The following is a 21,635-nucleotide window of genomic DNA, read 5'->3' as shown; positions in this document are numbered from 1 at the left end:
ATCGAAGCCTCGTTGCACTCGACAGCTCCTACACAGGTCAGCGGGCGTTTGCTCCCTCGCCACAAAAGCCCAGGCCTCAAGTTGAAGCGCCCGCTCAAACACTACCGCTCGTGCAACGCCTCGGCCCGGGCCTTGATGATCGGTTTGAGCAGGTAGCTGAGCACGGTTTTCTTGCCGGTGATGATGTCCACCGAGGCCACCATGCCCGGGATGATCAACAGCGGTTTTTCATCGGTGCCCAAGTGGCTGCGTTCGGTGCGCAGCTTGATGATGTAGTAAGTGGTTTTCTTGTCTTCGTCGGTGATGGTGTCGGCGCCGATCTGCTCCAGCTTGGCTTTCAATCCACCGTAAATGGTGTAGTCGTACGCGGTGAATTTCACCGTGGCGTCCTGACCGGGGTGCAGGAAGGCGATGTCCTGGGGACGGATTTTCGCTTCCACCAGAAGGGTATCGTCCAGTGGCACGATTTCCACCAGGTCACTGCCAGGCTGGATTACCCCGCCGATGGTGTTCACCAGCAACTTGTTGACGATACCCCGCACCGGCGAGGTGACCAGTGTACGGCTTACCCTATCCTCCAGAGCCTTGCCCGTGGCCTGGGCCTTGTTCAGGTCGGTGCGCGCCTCATTGAGTTGGGTCAGGGCTTCGCTGCGGAACTTGCCGCGCGTCTCATCAATCTTGCGCTGCACTTCCTTGATCGCCGATTCGGCGCGGGGAATCGCCAGTGTCGTAGCGTCCAGTTGTCCACGGGTTTCGACTTCAGCCCGCTTGAGCCGCAGCACTTCCACCGGTGACACCGCGCCCTGGGCTACCAGCGGCTCGGACATATTGATCTCCTGGCGTTGCAACGACAGAGCGGAGCGATACTGCGACTGCTTGGAAATAAACTCGCGCAACTCCTGCTGACGCTGGATCAACTGCTCCTGCAACCCGCCGATTTCATCGTGCAGTTGCTGACGACGGCTGATGTACAGCGACTCTTCGCTGGCGGCCTGGCGCGGTACCGCCTTGAGCACGTCCTCCGGAAAGTTCAGCGGCCGGTCATCGACCTCGGCACTGAGGCGTTCGACCCGCAACAACATGGACAAGCGATCAGCCTCGGTCTCCCCCACATTGGAGACAAACCGAGTGTCATCCAGGCGAATCAATGGCGCGCCGGCCTCGACGATCTGCCCTTCGCTGACAAACAGCTCGGCAACGATACCGCCTTCCAGGTTCTGGATTTTCTGGATCTTGGACGACGGAATCGCCTTGCCGTCGCCCTTGGTCACTTCGTCGACCTGCGCGAAGTTGGCCCACAGCAACAGGAACACAAAGAAGCCGATGATCCCCCAGATCGTCAGCCGCACCACCCGCGGGGCGTCTTCGATCAGAGCTTTGTTGACCTCAGGCAGAGGCTGGCCATGCAGCGAGTCCGAGCCCTTGAAATAGCGGCCCACGGCATTTTTCAAACCCGACTTAAGCAACACTGATCTGCCCCTTCTTCAACGCTTCCATCACCGCGGCTTTCGGGCCGTCGGCGAGGATCTGCCCACGGTCGATCACCAACAGGCGGTCCACCAGCGACAGCAAGGATGCCCGGTGCGTCACCAGCAGCACTGTCTTGTTTTCCACCACGGCGGCCAGGCGCTGTTTCAAGCGTTCCTCACCGGTGTTGTCCATGGCACTGGTGGGTTCATCCAACAGCAGGATGGGCGGGTTGAGCAGCAACGCGCGGGCCAGGGCGACGTTCTGTCGCTGGCCGCCGGACAGGTTCTGCCCGCGCTCGCCAACTTGCAGTTCATAGCCTTGCGGATGCAGGCGCGCGAACTCATGCACACCGGCAAGCTCGGCGGCCTGGAGCACCAGTTCGTCCTCGACGTAACGGGCACCGGAGGTCAGGTTGTCCCGCAGGGTGCCGGCCAGCAGCTGGATATCCTGGGGCACATAACCGATGTTGTAGCGCAACTCACTGACGTCGATCTGGCGAATGTCCACGCCGTCAACCAGCAATGCTCCGTCGTCCGGCTGATACAGACCCACCAGCAACTTGGCCAGGGAGCTCTTGCCCGAGCCGCTACGACCGATGATGCCGATTTTTTCCCCGGGCTTGATCACCAGGTTGATGTTCTTCAACGCGGCGTTCTGCTGGTTCGGGTAGGTGAAATTCAACTGACGGCATTCAATAGCGCCTTGCAAGACCTTACGGCTCAACGGGCGCTCTTCGAAATTGCGCTCCTGGGGCAGCTCCATCATCTGATCGACCGAAACCATGGTCACCCGCGCCTGCTGATAGCGAGTCAACAGACCCGACAGCGACGCCAACGGGCTGAGGGCGCGACCACTGAGCATGTAGCAGGCGATCAACCCACCCATGCTCAGGTTGCCGTCGATGATCTGATAGACGCCGAAGACGATCATGATCACCCCGGCCAACTGCTGGATCAGCAAAGTGATGTTCATCGCCAGGCCAGACAGCATCTTCACCCGCAGCTCGAGACGACTGAGCGTGCCAATGGTTTGTTCCCACTGATATTGGCGCTCACTCTCGGCGTTGTTGACCTTCACCGCATCCAGACCGGCCAGGGTTTCGATCAGGCTGGATTGACGCTCGGCGCCCAGGGCCATGGTTCGCTCCATGGTCGCCGCCAGGGGCTTTTGCAAGGCGTAGCCGATCAGCAGGGCAATCGGAAAGGCCAGCACCGGAATCCATACCAGATGTCCGCCGAGGATCGCGATGACCATGAAGATCAGCAAGGTGAACGGCAGGTCGATCAGGCTGGTCAGGGTCAAGGACGCGAGAAAGTCCCGCAGGCTTTGGAACTCATGGATGTTCTGGGCAAAGCTGCCAACCCGGGCCGGGCGATACTTCATGGCCATGCCAACGATGCGCTCGAACAGCGTTGCCGAAATGATCAGGTCGGTTTTCTTGCCGGCCAGGTCCAGGCACAGGCTGCGCAACATCTTGAGGATCAGGTCGAATACATAGGCGCCAGTGATGCCGATCGCCAGCACCCACAGGGTGGATTCGGCCTGGTTCGGCACCACGCGATCGTAAACGTTCATCACGAACAGCGGCGCAGCCATGGCGATAATGTTGATCAGCAAGCTGGCGGCGATGGCGTCGGCGTACAGCCAGCGCGACCGCTTGAGGGTGTCGCGAAACCACGAGCGCGCCCGGGGGATGAGCGTACCGTGGTTCACGTCGAATTTATGTTGCGGTTGGGCGAAGAACACTTTGCCGCTGTAGTCGTCGGCCAGCAGTTCGCGGCTGACCGTCACTTCGCCGCCGTCGCTTTCGCTGAGCAGCAGACGCGCCTGGTCATCGCCGACCCAGCCGAGCAATACCGCGCTGCGACCGTCCTTGAGCAACAACAGGGCCGGCATGGCGATGGTCGGTATCTGCTCGAGCCTGCGTTGCAGCACCCGGCCTTGCAGACCGGCACGCGCTGCCGCACGCGACAATAATTCGACGCTCAGCCGTTGCTTGGGCAACGGCAGGCCCGTGGTGAGCATCGCCGCGCTGGCCGGCTTCTGATGGAGCATGCAAAGCGCCAGCAAACCGTCCAGCAACGGGTCATCGTGCAGCGTGCGTGGATCATGGATGAGTTCGGCTCGACTGACTTCTGATTCCACGCTGGGCACTCTTTGCTGGTCAAAACGGGATGGATGACTCAATTCATCCCAGGCAACTGGACCCTGGGCTTGATGTCATTCTGCACAACGGATGCCAACGGCGCGACAACGCCCTGACTTTTGAGCAACTGGCCCATGGTTGCCTTGATCCGGTATTGACTGAACAACTGCACGTTCTTGATCTCCGCCAGACGGCGGGATGCGCTGAACAGCTCGTTTTCGCTGTCGAGCAAGTCGAGCAGGGTCCGCTCGCCGAGGCCGAACTGCCGCTGGTAGGCGGTGCGTACGTTGGTGCTGTGATCGACGTATTGCTGGGCAATCGGCACTTGGGCATTGGCGTTGTTGAGAGCGTTCCAGGCCAGGCCCAACTCTTCAGTCAGTTGACGCAGGGCATTGTTGCGGATGTCCAGGGCCTGGTTCGACAAATACGACTTGGACTCCAGATCCGCTTTGTTGCTACCACCGGCATACAGGTTGAAACGCATGCGCAGCATAGCTTGCCATTCGTTGTTGTGACCGTTCTGACCATCCAGATCGTTGTCGGCGGTACGGCCCAACTCGGCGTCGAAGCGTGGGTAGAAGCTCGACTTGGCGGCTTCGTACTGTTGCTCGGCGGCCGCGATGTCTGCCTCCGCCGAACGCAACACCGGGCTGTTTTCCAGCATCTGGGCGCGGGCTTCGTTCAAGTTGGCCGGCAACAACGCCAGAAAATCGGAGGGACGTTCCAGTTGGTCGGGCATCTGGCCCACGGCGCTGAGGTAGTTGGTCTCTGCGTCGGCCAGGTTGGTCTGCTCGGTGATCAGGTTGTTGCGGGCCTGGGCCATGCGCGCCTCAGCCTGATCCAGATCGGCGCCGCTGCCCACGCCACGGTCGGTACGCAGCTTGATTTGATCGAAGATGCGCTCGTGACTCTTGAGGTTTTCCTCAGCCAGGCGCACGAACTCGCGCCGGGTCAGCACATCCAGATAAACCTGGGCCACGGTCAACCCCGGTGCGCTCGGACGCGTCCAGCAAGGAATAGGCGCGGGCATTCACGGTGGCTTGTTGACGCCCCACTTCGCTGGACGTCGCAAAACCGTCAAAAACCATTTGCGTCAGGCGCAGGCTGGACTCGCTACGGTTCAAGGTTTCCCAGTGGTTGGTACCGCCCGAGCGGGTTGTGACACTGTCGGTGCCTTCGCGACCGTACCCCGCCGCCAGATCCACTCTAGGCAGGTAGCCACCTTTGGCGGCCTTGAGCTGGTAGTCCGCCGCCAAACGACTGTTCACCCCGGCCTGGATTTCAGGATGGACATCCAACGCCTGTTGCATGGCCTGCGGCAAGGTTTGTGCTTGTACGAAACTGGCGGCGAGGGCGAAAGGTAAAGCCTTGAACAGGTGCGAACGCATGGTTGGATTTTTCCCGAAACTCTTGTCTTGAATCACAGCGAAAGGTGGCGCTGCATCGGATGATGGCAACCGGGATGACCGTATGTCGGAAAGTTCGAAACAGGCAGTGAATCATGCACCGAAAGAACAGGTCGCCGCTTAAATATCAATGTGACATTACTGAAGCGATTGTTTAGGATGGCCAGCAGAAGGTCAATACTTTGGCATAAACAAATAAACCAAAAAAATAAGCCAAAATATTGACATTAAAAAGCGTCAAAACAACCTTATCTAGCGAAGCAAGAACGTCCAGACCGGCGCAGCCACAGGCTGTCCGGTACATGGAAGTCTACTGAACGTGGCACCCGGAGAGTCTTCAATGAGCAGTGTTATTGCCGTCGTCAAAAGCATTGTTGGACAGGTTTTCGTCGTATCCCCCGAGGGCATTCGGCGTGTGCTCATTGAAGGTGACCGCCTGTACACAGGCGATCAGTTAGACACCGGCCCTGAAGGCGCCGTTACTTTGGAGCTGGCCGATGGGCGCACTCTGGACTTGGGTCGCGACACCCAGTGGAGCGCCAGTGCCCCGGACTCTTCCACCGATCTGGCCCAGGCCACTGCCCAGGCCGCGCCATCTGTAGAAGAGTTGCAACAGGCCATTGCCGCCGGTGTCGACCCGACGACCGCCCTTGAAGCCACCGCCGCTGGCGCCACTGCCGCAGGTACGGGTGGGGCCGCCGGTGGCGGCCACAGCGTGGTGATGCTGGATGCCACCGCTGGCAGCGTCGACCCGACCATCGGGTTCCCGACTGAAGGTTTGAGCACTGCCGCCGCCGCTGACGATGACATCACCGGCGGCGACACCGATACCACTGCCAACGCGGTGCTTGATTCGACTTTGACCCTGAGCGCCACCCCGACCCTGACTGAAGCCGGCGGCGTGCTGGTCTACACCGCGACCGTCACCCAGGCACCTCAGACCAACCTGATCGTGACCCTGTCCAACGGTGCAGTGATCGTGATTCCCGCCGGGCAACTGACCGGCAGTGTCAACGTCCCCCTGGCGCCGAACGACACCGTCTATAACGACCCTAGCCAGATCAGCGTCACCGTCACCGGCACTACTGGCGGCACCGGCATTGCCGTGACCGTGCCCACCACTCCGGCCGTGACCCAGATCACCGACACCGTCGACACCACCACCGTCACCCTGACGGCGGGCAACACCGTGACCGAAGGCGGTCAGATCACCTACACCGCCACCCTGACCAACCCGGCTCAAACCCCGGTAACCGTGACCTTGAGCAATGGCTCGGTCATCACCATCGCCGCCGGACAAACCACCGGCGCCGTCAACGTCGATACCCCGGCCAACGACGTCTACAACAATGGCAGCACCGTCAGCACCACCATTACCGGGGCCACGGGCGGCAACTTTGAAAGCCTGGTGCCAAACACCACGCCTGCCGTGACGACGATTACCGATTCGGTGGACACCACCGGCCTGACCTTGACTGCCAGCGACACCATCACCGAAGGCGGCCAGATCACCTACACCGCCACCCTGACCAACCCGGCTCAAACCCCGGTAACCGTGACCTTGAGCAATGGCTCGGTCATCACCATCGCCGCCGGACAAACCACCGGCACCGTCAACGTCGATACCCCAGCCAACGACGTCTACAACAATGGCAGCACCGTCAGCACCACCATTACCGGGGCCACGGGCGGCAACTTTGAAAGCCTGGTGCCAAACACCACGCCTGCCGTGACGACGATTACCGATTCGGTGGACGCCACCGGCCTGACCTTGACCGCCAGCGACACCATCACCGAAGGCGGCCAGATCACCTACACCGCGACCCTGACCAACCCGGCTCAAACCCCGGTGACCATGACCTTGAGCAATGGCTCGGTCATCACCATCGCCGCCGGACAAACCACCGGTACCGTCAACGTCGATACCCCGGCCAACGACGTCTACAACAATGGCAGCACCGTCAGCACCACCATTACCGGGGCCACGGGCGGCAACTTTGAAAACCTGGTGCCGAGCACCACGCCTGCCGTGACGACGATCACCGATTCGGTGGACGCCACCGGCCTGACCTTGACCGCCAGCGACACCATCACCGAAGGCGGCCAGATCACCTACACCGCCACCCTGACCAACCCGGCCCAGACCCCGGTAACCGTGACCTTGAGCAATGGCTCGGTCATCACCATCGCCGCCGGACAAACCACCGGTACCGTCAACGTCGATACCCCGGCCAACGACGTCTACAACAATGGCAGCACCGTCAGCACCACCATTACCGGGGCCACGGGTGGCAACTTTGAAAGCCTGGTGCCAAGCACCACGCCTGCCGTGACGACGATTACCGATTCGGTGGACACCACCGGTCTGAGCCTGTCAGCTTCCACTGAAGTGGCAGAGGGTGGTTCGATTGTTTACACCGCAACATTGACCAACGCTGCCGGCACTCCGGTCACTGTGACCTTGAGCAATGGAGCGGTCATCAACATCGCCGCCGGCGCCACCACCGGCACCGTGACCGTAGATGCGCCGACTGACGACGTCTATAAAGATGCAGGCAAAGTCGAAGTCAGCATCGACAACGCCACCGGCGGTAACTTCGAGAATTTGGTGCCAAGCACCACGCCTGCAGTGACTGATGTCACCGACACCATCGACACCAGCACCGTTTCGCTCACTGCGACCGCGAATGTCGCCGAAGGCGGCACCGTGGTTTACACCGCGTCGGTCAACGCCCCGGTAACTGGCGCTCCGTTGGTCGTGACGTTGAGCAACGGCCAGAGCATCACCATTCCAGTCGGTTCCAGCTCCGGTTCTGTCAACTTCGTTACCCAGAACGACGCTTTGTCAGGTGGTGATTCGCTGAGCGTCAAGATTGACGATGCCCAAGGCGGCAACTACGAAAAACTGGACATCGATGCCACTCCGGCTGACACAACTGTCACGGACGTTCAGGACACCACTGGCCTCACGCTCTCGGCAACTGACACCGTCGCCGAAGGTGGTTCGATCGTTTACACCGCGACATTGACCAACGCTGCCGGCACGCCAGTGACCGTAACTCTGAGCAACGGCGCAGTGATCAACATCGCTGCCGGCGCCACAACCGGCACCGTGACCGTCGACGCTCCGACCGAAGACGTCTACAAAGACGCCGGCAAGGTTGAAGTCAGCATTGATACCGCCACCGGCGGTAACTTCGAGAATTTGGTGCCAAGCACCACGCCTGCAGTGACTGATGTCACCGACACCATCGACACCAGCACCGTTTCGCTCACTGCGACCGCGAATGTAGCTGAAGGTGGTACTGTCGTTTACACCGCCTCGGTCAACGCCCCAGTGACGGGCGCTCCGCTGGTCGTGACGTTGAGCAACGGCCAGAGCATCACCATTCCAGTCGGTTCCAGCAGCGGTTCGGTCAACTTCGTTACTCAGAACGACGCTTTGTCAGGTGGTGATTCGCTGAGCGTCAAGATCGACGACGCCCAGGGCGGTAACTACGAAAAACTGGACATCGACGCCACGCCGGCTGACACCACCGTTACCGATGTGCAGGACTCGACCGGCCTGAGCCTGAGCGCTACCGATTCGGTTGCCGAAGGCGGTCAAATCACCTACACCGCGACATTGACCAACGCTGCCGGCACGCCAGTGACCGTGACCTTGAGCAACGGCGCGGTAATCAACATCGCCGCTGGCGCCACAACCGGCACCGTCACCGTCGATGCACCGACTGACGACGTCTACAAAGACGCCGGTAAGGTCGAAGTCAGCATCGATAACGCATCGGGTGGTAGCTTCGAAAACCTGGTCCCAAGCACCACGCCTGCAGTGACTGATGTCACCGATACCATCGACACCAGCACCGTTTCACTCACCGCGACCGCGAATGTGGCTGAAGGCGGCACTGTCGTTTACACCGCTTCGGTCAACGCACCAGTCACCGGCGCTCCGCTGGTCATCACCCTGTCGAACGGCCAGAGCATCACCATCCCGGTTGGCTCCAGCAGCGGTTCGGTGAACTTCGTTACCCAGAACGACGCCCTCGCCGGCGGCGATAACCTGAGCGTGAAGATCGACGACGCACAGGGCGGTAACTATGAAAAACTGGACATCGACGCCACTCCAGCTGACACCACTGTCACTGACGTTCAGGACACGACCGGTCTGACCTTGAGTGCAACTGACACCGTTGCCGAAGGCGGCTCGATTGTTTACACCGCGATCCTGAGCAATGCCGCTGGCTCGCCAGTGACCGTGACCTTGAGCAACGGCGCGGTAATCAACATCGCCGCTGGCGCCACAACCGGCACCGTCACCGTCGATGCACCGACTGACGACGTCTACAAAGACGCCGGTAAGGTCGAAGTCAGCATCGATAACGCATCGGGTGGTAGCTTCGAAAACCTGGTCCCAAGCACCACGCCTGCAGTGACCGATGTCACCGATACCATCGACACCAGCACCGTTTCACTCACCGCGACCGCGAATGTGGCTGAAGGCGGCACTGTCGTTTACACCGCTTCGGTCAACGCACCAGTCACCGGCGCTCCGCTGGTCGTCACCCTGTCGAACGGCCAGAGCATCACCATCCCGGTTGGCTCCAGCAGCGGTTCGGTGAACTTCGTTACCCAGAACGACGCCCTCGCCGGCGGCGATAACCTGAGCGTGAAGATCGACGACGCACAGGGCGGTAACTATGAAAAACTGGACATCGACGCCACTCCAGCTGACACCACTGTCACTGACGTTCAGGACACGACCGGTCTGACCTTGAGTGCAACTGACACCGTTGCCGAAGGCGGCTCGATTGTTTACACCGCGACCCTGAGCAATGCCGCTGGCTCGCCAGTGACCGTGACCTTGAGCAACGGCGCTGTAATCAACATCGCCGCTGGCGCCACAACCGGCACCGTCACCGTCGATGCACCGACTGACGACGTCTACAAAGACGCCGGTAAGGTCGAAGTCAGCATCGATAACGCATCGGGTGGTAGCTTCGAAAACCTGGTCCCAAGCACCACGCCTGCAGTGACTGATGTCACCGACACCATCGACACCAGCACCGTTTCGCTCACTGCGACCGCGAATGTAGCTGAAGGTGGTACTGTCGTTTACACCGCCTCGGTCAACGCCCCAGTAACGGGCGCTCCGCTGGTCGTAACGTTGAGCAACGGTCAAAGCATCACCATTCCAGTCGGTTCCAGCTCCGGTTCGGTGAACTTCGTTACCCAGAACGACGCCCTCGCTGGCGGCGACAACCTGAGCGTGAAGATCGACGATGCCCAGGGTGGCAACTACGAAAAACTGGACATCGACGCCACGCCGGCGGACACCACCGTCACCGATGTGCAGGACTCGACCGGCCTGACCTTGAGTGCAACCGATACCGTTGCTGAAGGCGGCTCGATCGTTTACACCGCAACATTGACCAACGCCGCTGGCACTCCGGTCACTGTGACTCTGAGCAACGGCGCTGTAATCAACATCGCCGCTGGCGCCACAACCGGCACCGTCACCGTCGATGCACCGACTGACGACGTCTACAAAGACGCCGGCAAAGTTGAAGTCAGCATTGATACCGCCACCGGCGGTAACTTCGAGAATCTGGTACCAAGCACGACTCCGGCAGTCACCGACGTCACCGACACCATCGATACCTCGACTGTCAGCCTGACCGCGACTTCCTCCGTGGCTGAAGGCGGCACCGTGGTTTACACCGCGTCGGTCAACGCTCCGGTGACCGGCGCTCCGCTGGTAGTCACCCTGTCGAATGGCCAAAGCATCACCATTCCAGTCGGTTCCAGCTCCGGTTCGGTGAACTTCGTTACCCAGAACGACGCTTTGTCAGGTGGTGATTCGCTGAGCGTCAAGATCGACGACGCACAGGGCGGCAACTACGAAAAACTGGATATCGACGCGACTCCGGCGGACACAACTGTCACGGACGTTCAGGACACCACTGGCCTCACGCTCTCGGCAACTGACACCGTCGCCGAAGGCGGCTCGATCGTTTACACCGCAACATTGACCAACGCTGCCGGCACGCCAGTGACCGTAACTCTGAGCAACGGCGCAGTGATCAACATCGCTGCCGGCGCCACAACCGGCACCATCACCGTCGATGCGCCGACTGACGACGTCTATAAAGACGCCGGCAAAGTTGAAGTCAGCATCGATAACGCCATCGGTGGCAACTTCGAAAACTTGGTACCGAGCACCACGCCAGCGATCACCGACGTGACCGACACCATCGACACGTCGACTGTCAGCCTGTCCGCGACGTCCTCAGTGGCTGAAGGCGGCACTGTCGTTTACACCGCATCGGTCAACGCTCCAGTGACCGGCGCTCCGCTGGTCGTCACCCTGTCGAACGGCCAGAGCATCACCATCCCGGTTGGCTCCAGCAGCGGTTCGGTGAACTTCGTTACCCAGAACGACGCCCTCGCCGGCGGCGACAACCTGAGCGTCAAGATCGACGACGCACAGGGTGGTAACTACGAAAAACTGGAAATCGACGCCACTCCAGCTGACACCACTGTCACTGACGTTCAGGACACGACCGGTCTGACCTTGAGTGCAACTGACACCGTTGCCGAAGGCGGCTCGATTGTTTACACCGCAACCCTGACCAATGCAGCTGGCTCGCCAGTAACCGTGACCTTGAGCAATGGCGCGGTAATCAACATCGCCGCTGGCGCCACAACTGGCACCGTGACCGTCGACGCGCCGACTGACGACGTCTACAAAGACGCTGGCAAAGTTGAAGTCAGCATCGATAATGCCACCGGTGGCAACTTCGAAAACCTGGTGCCAAGCACCACGCCAGCCGTCACCGACGTAACCGATACCATCGACACCTCGACTGTCAGCCTGACCGCGACTTCCTCCGTGGCTGAAGGTGGCACCGTGGTTTACACCGCGTCGGTCAACGCCCCGGTGACCGGCGCTCCGTTGGTCATCACCCTGTCGAACGGTCAAAGCATCACCATCCCGGTCGGCTCCAGCTCCGGTTCGGTCAACTTCGTGACCCAGAACGACGCTTTGTCAGGTGGTGATTCGCTGAGCGTCAAGATTGATGATGCTCAGGGCGGCAACTATGAAAAGCTGGACATCGATGCCACTCCAGCGGACACCACCGTTACCGACGTGCAGGACACTACTGGCCTGACATTGAGTGCGACCGATACCGTTGCTGAAGGCGGTTCGATTGTTTACACCGCAACATTGACCAACGCAGCCGGTACCCCGGTCACCGTGACCCTGAGCAACGGCGCCGTAATCAACATCGCCGCTGGCGCCACCACCGGCACCGTCACCGTCGATGCACCGACTGACGACGTCTATAAAGATGCCGGCAAGGTCGAAGTCAGCATCGACAACGCCACCGGCGGGAACTTCGAGAGTCTGGTACCAAGCACGACTCCGGCAGTCACCGACGTCACCGACACCATCGATACCTCGACTGTCAGCCTGACCGCAACTTCCTCCGTGGCCGAAGGCGGCACCGTGGTTTACACCGCCTCGGTCAACGCCCCGGTAACCGGCGCTCCGTTGGTCATCACCCTGTCGAACGGCCAGAGCATCACCATTCCAGTGGGCTCCAGCTCCGGTTCGGTCAACTTCGTTACTCAGAACGACGCCCTCGCTGGCGGCGATAACCTGAGCGTCAAGATCGACGACGCCCAGGGCGGTAACTACGAAAAACTGGACATCGACGCGACTCCGGCGGACACAACTGTCACGGACGTTCAGGACACCACTGGCCTCACGCTCTCGGCCAGTGACACCGTTGCCGAAGGCGGTTCGATCGTTTACACCGCAACCCTGAGCAATGCTGCCGGCACTCCGGTCACCGTGACCCTGAGCAACGGCGCGGTGATCAACATCGCCGCTGGCGCCACAACCGGCACCGTGACCGTCGATGCACCGACTGACGACGTCTATAAAGATGCCGGCAAAGTCGAAGTCAGCATCGACAACGCCACCGGCGGTAACTTCGAGAACCTTGTCCCTAGCACGACTCCGGCAGTGACTGATGTCACCGACACCATCGACACCAGCACCGTTTCGCTCACCGCGACCGCGAATGTCGCCGAAGGCGGTACTGTCGTTTACACCGCTTCGGTCAACGCACCGGTAACCGGCGCTCCGTTGGTCATCACCCTGTCGAACGGCCAGAGCATCACCATTCCAGTGGGCTCCAGCTCCGGTTCGGTCAACTTCGTTACTCAGAACGACGCCCTCGCTGGCGGCGATAACCTGAGCGTCAAGATCGACGACGCTCAGGGCGGCAACTATGAAAAGCTGGACATCGATGCCACTCCAGCGGACACCACCGTTACCGACGTGCAGGACACGACCGGCCTCACGCTCTCGGCAACTGACACCGTCGCCGAAGGCGGTTCGATTGTTTACACCGCAACGCTGACCAACGCTGCCGGCACTCCGGTCACCGTGACTCTGAGCAACGGCGCGGTGATCAACATCGCTGCCGGTGCCACCACTGGCACCGTGACCGTCGACGCGCCGACTGACGACGTCTACAAAGACGCCGGCAAGGTCGAAGTCAGCATCGACAACGCCACCGGCGGGAACTTCGAGAGTCTGGTACCAAGCACGACTCCGGCAGTCACCGACGTCACCGACACCATCGATACCTCGACTGTCAGCCTGACCGCGACTTCCTCCGTGGCTGAAGGCGGTACCGTGGTTTACACCGCCTCGGTCAACGCCCCGGTGACCGGCGCTCCGTTGGTCATCACCCTGTCGAACGGTCAAAGCATCACCATCCCGGTCGGCTCCAGCAGTGGTTCGGTCAACTTCGCTACCCAGAACGACGCTTTGTCAGGTGGTGATTCGCTGAGCGTCAAGATTGATGACGCTCAGGGCGGCAACTACGAAAAACTGGACATTGATGCCACTCCGGCTGACACCACCGTTACCGATGTGCAGGACACCACTGGCCTGACATTGAGTGCGACCGATACCGTTGCTGAAGGCGGTTCGATTGTTTACACCGCAACATTGACCAACGCAGCCGGTACCCCGGTCACCGTGACCCTGAGCAACGGCGCCGTAATCAACATCGCCGCTGGCGCCACCACCGGCACCGTCACCGTCGATGCACCGACTGACGACGTCTATAAAGATGCCGGCAAGGTCGAAGTCAGCATCGACAACGCCACCGGCGGGAACTTCGAGAGTCTGGTACCAAGCACGACTCCGGCAGTCACCGACGTCACCGACACCATCGATACCTCGACTGTCAGCCTGACCGCGACTTCCTCCGTGGCTGAAGGCGGTACCGTGGTTTACACCGCCTCGGTCAACGCCCCGGTGACCGGCGCTCCGTTGGTCATCACCCTGTCGAACGGTCAAAGCATCACCATCCCGGTCGGCTCCAGCAGTGGTTCGGTCAACTTCGCTACCCAGAACGACGCTTTGTCAGGTGGTGATTCGCTGAGCGTCAAGATTGATGATGCTCAGGGCGGCAACTACGAAAAACTGGACATTGATGCCACTCCGGCTGACACCACCGTTACCGATGTGCAGGACACCACTGGCCTGACATTGAGTGCGACCGATACCGTTGCTGAAGGCGGTTCGATTGTTTACACCGCAACATTGACCAACGCAGCCGGTACCCGGTCACCGTGACCCTGAGCAACGGCGCCGTAATCAACATCGCCGCTGGCGCCACCACCGGCACCGTCACCGTCGATGCACCGACTGACGACGTCTATAAAGATGCCGGCAAGGTCGAAGTCAGCATCGACAACGCCACCGGGAACTTCGAGAGTCTGGTACCAAGCACGACTCCGGCAGTCACCGACGTCACCGACACCATCGATACCTCGACTGTCAGCCTGACCGCAACTTCCTCCGTGGCCGAAGGCGGCACCGTGGTTTACACCGCCTCGGCCAACGCCCCGGTAACCGGCGCTCCGTTGGTCATCACCCTGTCGAACGGCCAGAGCATCACCATTCCAGTGGGCTCCAGCTCCGGTTCGGTCAACTTCGTTACTCAGAACGACGCCCTCGCTGGCGGCGATAACCTGAGCGTCAAGATCGACGACGCCCAGGGCGGTAACTACGAAAAACTGGACATCGACGCGACTCCGGCGGACACAACTGTCACGGACGTTCAGGACACCACTGGCCTGACGCTCTCGGCCACTGACACCGTTGCCGAAGGCGGTTCGATCGTTTACACCGCAACCCTGACCAACGCTGCCGGCACGCCAGTGACCGTAACTCTGAGCAACGGCGCCGTAATCAACATCGCCGCTGGCGCTACCACTGGCACCGTGACCGTCGATGCGCCGACTGACGACGTCTATAAAGACGCTGGCAAGGTCGAAGTCAGCATTGATAACGCCACCGGTGGTAACTTCGAAAACCTGGTCCCGAGTACCACCCCGGCAGTAACTGATGTCACCGATACCATCGACACGTCGACTGTCAGCCTGACTGCGACGTCCTCCGTGGCTGAAGGCGGCACCGTGGTTTACACCGCTTCGGTCAACGCCCCGGTAACCGGCGCTCCGTTGGTCATCACCCTGTCGAACGGTCAAAGCATCACCATCCCGGTCGGCTCCAGCTCCGGTTCGGTCAACTTCGTGACCCAGAACGACGCCCTCGCTGGCGGCGATAACCTGAGCGTCAAAATCGACGACGCCCAGGGCGGCAACTACGAAAAACTGGACATTGATGCCACTCCGGCTGACACCACCGTTACCGATGTGCAGGACTCGACCGGTCTGAGCCTGAGCGCTACCGATTCGGTCGCCGAAGGCGGTCAAATCACCTACACCGCAACATTGACCAACGCAGCCGGTACCCCGGTCGCCGTGACCCTGAGCAACGGCGCAGTGATCAACATCGCCGCCGGCGCTACCACTGGCACGGTCACTGTTGATGCGCCAAAAGACGACGTCTATAAAGATGCCGGCAAGGTCGAAGTCAGCATCGACAACGCCACCGGCGGTAACTTCGAGAACCTTGTCCCTAGCACGACTCCGGCAGTGACTGATGTCACCGACACCATCGACACCAGCACCGTTTCGCTCACCGCGACCGCGAATGTGGCTGAAGGCGGTACCGTGGTTTACACCGCCTCGGTCAACGCTCCGGTGACCGGCGCTCCGCTGGTCGTGACGTTGAGCAACGGCCAGAGCATCACCATTCCGGTTGGCTCCAGCTCCGGTTCGGTGAACTTCGTTACCCAGAACGACGTCCTCGCCGGCGGCGACAACCTGAGCGTGAAGATCGACGATGCCCAGGGTACAACTACGGACATCGACTGACGACGGCGGACCACACCGATTAACTGTGGAGGACTCGACCGGCCTGACCTTGAGTGCAACCGATACCGTTGCTGAAGGCGGTTCGATCGTTTACACCGCAACATTGACCAACGCTGCCGGCACTCCGGTCACCGTGACCTTGAGCAATGGAGCGGTCATCAACATCGCCGCCGGCGCTACCACTGGCACCGTGACCGTCGATGCACCGACTGACGACGTCTATAAAGATGCCGGCAAGGTCGAAGTCAGCATCGATAACGCCATCGGCGGTAACTTCGAAAACCTGGTACCGAGCACCACCCCGGCAGTGACTGATGTCACCGACACCATCGACACGTCGACTGTCAGCCTGACCGCGACTTCCTCCGTGGCCGAAGGCGGCACCGTGGTTTACACCGCATCGGTCAACGCCCCGGTAACTGGCGCTCCGTTGGTCATCACCCTGTCGAACGGTCAAAGCATCACCATTCCGGTTGGCTCCAGCAGCGGTTCGGTGAACTTCGTTACCCAGAACGACGCCCTCGCTGGCGGCGATAACCTGAGCGTGAAGATCGACGACGCCCAGGGCGGTAACTACGAAAAACTGGACATTGATGCCACTCCGGCTGACACCACCGTTACCGATGTGCAGGACTCGACCGGTCTGAGCCTGAGCGCTACCGATTCGGTCGCCGAAGGCGGTCAAATCACCTACACCGCAACATTGACCAACGCAGCCGGTACCCCGGTCGCCGTGACCCTGAGCAACGGCGCAGTGATCAACATCGCCGCCGGCGCTACCACTGGCACGGTCACTGTTGATGCGCCAAAAGACGACGTCTATAAAGATGCCGGCAAGGTCGAAGTCAGCATCGACAACGCCACCGGCGGTAACTTCGAGAACCTTGTCCCTAGCACGACTCCGGCAGTGACTGATGTCACCGACACCATCGACACCAGCACCGTTTCGCTCACTGCGACCGCGAATGTCGCCGAAGGCGGTACTGTCGTTTACACCGCTTCGGTCAACGCCCCGGTCACCGGTGCTCCGCTGGTCATCACCCTGTCGAACGGTCAAAGCATCACCATCCCGGTCGGCTCCAGCAGTGGTTCGGTCAACTTCGCTACCCAGAACGACGCTTTGTCAGGTGGTGATTCGCTGAGCGTCAAGATTGATGATGCTCAGGGCGGCAACTACGAAAAACTGGACATCGATGCCACGCCAGCGGACACCACCGTTACCGACGTGCAGGACTCGACCGGTCTGAGCCTGAGCGCTACCGATTCGGTCGCCGAAGGCGGTCAAATCACCTACACCGCGACCCTGACCAACGCCGCTGGCACTCCGGTCACCGTGACCCTGAGCAATGGCGCGGTCATCAACATCGCTGCTGGCGCCACAACTGGCACTGTGACCGTCGATGCGCCAAAAGACGACGTCTACAAAGACGCCGGCAAGGTGGAAGTCAGCATCGATAACGCCACCGGTGGCAACTTCGAAAACCTGGTGCCAAGCACCACGCCAGCCGTCACCGACGTGACCGACACCGTCGACAACACCACCGTCAGCATCACCGGCAGCACCTCCGTCACTGAAGGCCAGGCCGCCACATACACCGTGAGCCTGACGAACCCGGCGCAAACCGAAGTGACGCTCAAGATCGTCTACAGCGGTACCGCCGCCGACGGTACGGACTTCACCGGCGTCTACACCGTGAAGATCCCGGCCAATGCCACCAGCGCCACTTTCAACGTGGCGACGCTGGACGACAAGATCACCGAAGGCACCGAAAACTTCGTGGTCAAAATAGACTCGGCCACCGGCGGCAACTTCGAAAACCTGGCCGTCAGCGGCACCAACGGCAGCGTCAGCACCTCGATCATCGACAACGATGCACCACCGGTACTGGACCTGGATGCCAACAACTCCAGTGGCAAGACCGGCGCCGATTACCAGGTGACCTTCACCGAAGGCACCACCGGCCCGGGCGTGTCCATCGGTGACACCGACCTGAACATCACCGACCCGGACAGCACGATGCTGACCGGCGCCACCATCGTGCTGACCAACCGTCAGCCCGGCGATGCGCTGAACCTGGGTAACAGCGTCAACGGCATCAGCATCAACGCCAACAGCACCAACGGCACAGTCACCCTGACGTTGTCGGGCAATGCGACGCTGGCCGACTACATGCAGCAGATCAAGAACATCAGCTTCACCAACAGCAGCGACGACCCGAGCACCGTGCCGCGCACCATCACCGTGACGGTGACCGACGGTACGAGCTACTCCAACACCGCGACCACCACCGTGAACGTGGTCGGGGTCAACGATGCGCCGGTCGCAACCGGCGGCGCGGTGACCGGTACCGAAGACACTTCGCTGATTCTTGGCTGGTCGACCTTTGGTGTCAGCGATGTGGACAGTTCCGCCTCCAGTCTTGGGGTAAAAATCACCGGCCTGCCCGCTGACGGCAAGTTGCAGTACCTGGACGGTGCAACGTGGAAGGACGTGGCCAACAACCAGACCTTCACCAAAACCGACATCGACGCTGGCAAACTGCGCTTCACACCGGATACCCATGAATCCGGCGCCAACGGCAACGCGAACGGCGTGGGCGATCAGAAGTCCGATTACGCGCAGATCAAATTCCAGCCAACCGACGGTCAAGCGCTGGGCACCACCGGCACCGTGAAGATCGACATTACACCGGTCGCCGACGCACCGACCCTCAACGTGGCCGGCAACGCCGTGACCTCCACTGGCCTGGTCAAGGAAGTCTGGACTGGCCTGTCGGGCCTGGGCACCGATGGCAACGGCGCACCGTCCGGTACGCTGAAGTCGGTGATCGATGCCGCCGGAACACCCAACAGCAGCACCACCGTGAACAACGTGCAGTCCGACAGCAACGTGAATCCGGGCACCGCGTCGAAAACCTCGGGCCTGATTTTCCTCGAAGCTGGCAAGACCTACACCTTCAGCGGTACCGGCGATGACAGCCTGCTGGTGACCATCGGCGGCAAGAATGTCGCGGGCATCACCTGGGGAGCGGGCGGCCAGCTCAATGGTTCGTTCACCCCAACCACCAGCGGCTATTACACCCTGGACATCTACCACCACAACCAGACCGGCCCGGGCAGCTATGACGTGAACCTGTCGGTCAACGGCAGCACCCCGACCGACCTGAGCAGTGCCGGCGTGCCGCTGTATACCGGCGTGGCTGATCTGGTGAATGCGGGCGTCTCTGTTTCGGACCTGCACGGCACCAATGGCGAAGGCTACTACGACGGCTTCAAGCTCAACGAAGGCGCCGAAGGCGGCAGCGTGAACCTGTCGAAGATCACCACAGCCCTGACCGATACCGACGGCTCCGAAAGCCTGAGCGTGAAAGTCGGCGGGATCCCGGAAGGCAGCGTGCTGAGCGACGGCGCCGGCCACACAGTGACCGTAGGCAGCAATGGCGAGGCCTCGGTCACTGGCTGGAACCTGGGCAGCCTGACCCTGACGCCACCGACCTACTACAACGGCCAGTTCAACCTGACCGTGACATCGACCTCCACCGAAGCCCTCGGCGGGTCGGCAACCACCACGGCGCAGATACCGGTCACGGTTTATCCGGCGGTCTACACCTCCACCACCGCAACCTCTGGCAGTGACAACGTCACCGGCACCGACGGCAACGACATTGTGGTCGCCGACATCGGCGGGCTGACCGTCGTGCCAGGCGTCAACTACAACATCGCCTTCATGGTCGACAGCTCCGGCAGCATGAGCGCATCGTCCGTCACAGCCGCCAAGGACTCGCTGACGTCGGTGTTCAACACCCTCAAGCAGAGCATGGGCGGCAACTCCGGGACGGTGAACATCTTCCTGGCGGACTTTGACAGCCAGGTGAATAAAACCGTATCGGTCAACCTCAATGACCCGAACGCACTCGTGCTGCTCAAAAGCGTGCTGGATTCGATGGTGTCTGGCGGCGGCACCAACTATGAGGACGTGTTCAAGACCACGGCCAACTGGTTCAAGAGCAGCGAAGCCCTGAGCAACACCGGGGCGACGAACCTGACGTACTTCATCACCGACGGTGAGCCGACCTACTATCAGTCCGGCGAGCAGACGAACCCGACCCTGTACGGCAACGTGAAGCTCGACAGCCTGATCACCACGAGCAACTACAAACTGGGCCAGACGTTCAGCGCCGAGCTCGACAACACCCACCGCGTTCAGGTCGACGAATCCGGCAACCTCTCCCTGCTCACCTGGAAAAAATCCTGGGGCGGTTACTGGAGCAGTGAGGAATTGGGCACGTTGCGCGCCCAGGGCGATGGCACTTATGAGTTGTCGTATCGCGATGGCACTGGCAACAGCACCGGCTCGAACACCACCAGCAACTCCCTGAGCGCTTTCGCGCTGTTGAGTTCGGTGTCTGGCGTGGAAGCCATCGGCCTGAATAAAGGCGTGACGCTGGACGACCTGAAGGACTACGACTCGGACAAAACTCCGCAGACCAACATCGATCCCAAGGACCTGGCCAACTCCATCATCGGCCACACCGAAGCGACCCTGCCGGGCGCCGACACAGTCAACGGGGCAGACGGCAACGACATCCTGTTCGGCGACCTGGTGAGCTTCAACGGCATCGCCGGCGAAGGTTACCAGTCCATTCAGGCCTTCGTGGCCCAGCAAAACGGCGTGGAAGTCAGCAAAGTCACCACCAGCAACGTTCACCAGTACATCACCGAGCACTACAACGCTTTCGATGTGTCCGGTGCCAACGATGGCAATGACACACTGCTGGGCGGTGCCGGCAATGACATCATCTTCGGCCAGGGCGGCAACGACCTGCTCGACGGTGGCAAGGGCAATGACATTCTGCTGGGCGGCAAAGGCAACGACACGCTGATCGGCGGCCAGGGCAATGACACCCTGATCGGTGGACTGGGTGGCGACACTTTTGTCTGGAAGTCCGGCGACACCGGCACCGACGTGATCAAGGACTTCAAGGCCAGCGAAGGTGACCGGATCGACCTGCGGGATCTGTTGCAGGGTGAAACCGGCAGCACCATCGACAACTTCCTGAAGATCAGCACGGTCGATGGCGTGTCGTCGCTGCAGGTCAGCACTTCCGGCCAGTTCAACGCAGGCGACGCCGCAGCGGCCACCCCTGACGTGACGATCAAGCTGGAAGGTAACAACTGGTCAAACATGAACCTGAACTCGTTGATCGCCGGCAGTGATCCGACCATCAAGGTCGATCACAACAACAGCTGACCGAAGCTTAACGGCCGCCCTTAGGGGCGGTCGTATCGGGCTGCACCCAGGATGA

Annotated in this window: 4 protein-coding genes and 2 pseudogenes; 3 read left to right on the top strand and 3 right to left on the bottom strand. The window is 60.7% G+C overall.

The annotated features are described in order from the left end of the window. Positions 1-101 precede the first annotated feature (101 nt). The 3 genes and pseudogenes from PSH57_RS01180 to PSH57_RS01170 form a co-directional block, all read right to left on the bottom strand. Positions 102-1,469: an HlyD family type I secretion periplasmic adaptor subunit gene (locus PSH57_RS01180; protein WP_305387342.1), complete on the bottom strand. Its 1,368-nt coding sequence runs from the start codon at positions 1,467-1,469 to the stop codon at positions 102-104. Next, the gene (locus PSH57_RS01175; protein ID WP_305387341.1) at positions 1,459-3,615 is read right to left on the bottom strand and encodes a type I secretion system permease/ATPase; all 2,157 of its coding nucleotides are present in this window, start codon (positions 3,613-3,615) and stop codon (positions 1,459-1,461) included. Before PSH57_RS01175 ends, PSH57_RS01180 begins: the two co-directional genes overlap by 11 nt. Before the next feature lie 38 nt (positions 3,616-3,653). Continuing rightward, positions 3,654-5,004 (bottom strand): annotated as a pseudogene (locus PSH57_RS01170) (TolC family outer membrane protein). Positions 5,005-5,362: 358 nt separating this feature from the next. Between PSH57_RS01170 and PSH57_RS29185 the strand changes: the two are divergent. The 3 genes and pseudogenes from PSH57_RS29185 to PSH57_RS29175 all read left to right on the top strand — a co-directional run. After that, positions 5,363-14,680 carry a retention module-containing protein gene (locus PSH57_RS29185; protein ID WP_422766063.1) on the top strand — a complete coding sequence of 3,106 codons (9,318 nt, stop codon included), beginning with the start codon at positions 5,363-5,365 and terminating at the stop codon, positions 14,678-14,680. After that, on the top strand, positions 14,677-16,329 hold the full coding sequence (locus PSH57_RS29180) for an immunoglobulin-like domain-containing protein (RefSeq protein ID WP_422766062.1): 1,653 nt from the start codon (positions 14,677-14,679) through the stop codon (positions 16,327-16,329). The genes PSH57_RS29185 and PSH57_RS29180 overlap by 4 nt, the downstream gene beginning before the upstream one ends. A gap of 31 nt (positions 16,330-16,360) precedes the next feature. After that, positions 16,361-21,580: pseudogene (locus PSH57_RS29175) on the top strand (LapA family giant adhesin); the annotation flags it as partial. Positions 21,581-21,635 lie beyond the last annotated feature (55 nt).

The organism is Pseudomonas hefeiensis (genome assembly GCF_030687835.1).
GTDB lineage: Bacteria > Pseudomonadota > Gammaproteobacteria > Pseudomonadales > Pseudomonadaceae > Aquipseudomonas > Aquipseudomonas hefeiensis.
This window is presented reverse-complemented; position numbering and strand designations above follow the sequence as displayed.

Bases quoted from the DNA above. Each gene is read 5' to 3' on its own strand.
- PSH57_RS29185 (WP_422766063.1), top strand. From the start codon at position 5,363: ATGAGCAGTGTTATTGCCGTCGTCAAAAGCATTGTTGGACAGGTTTTC.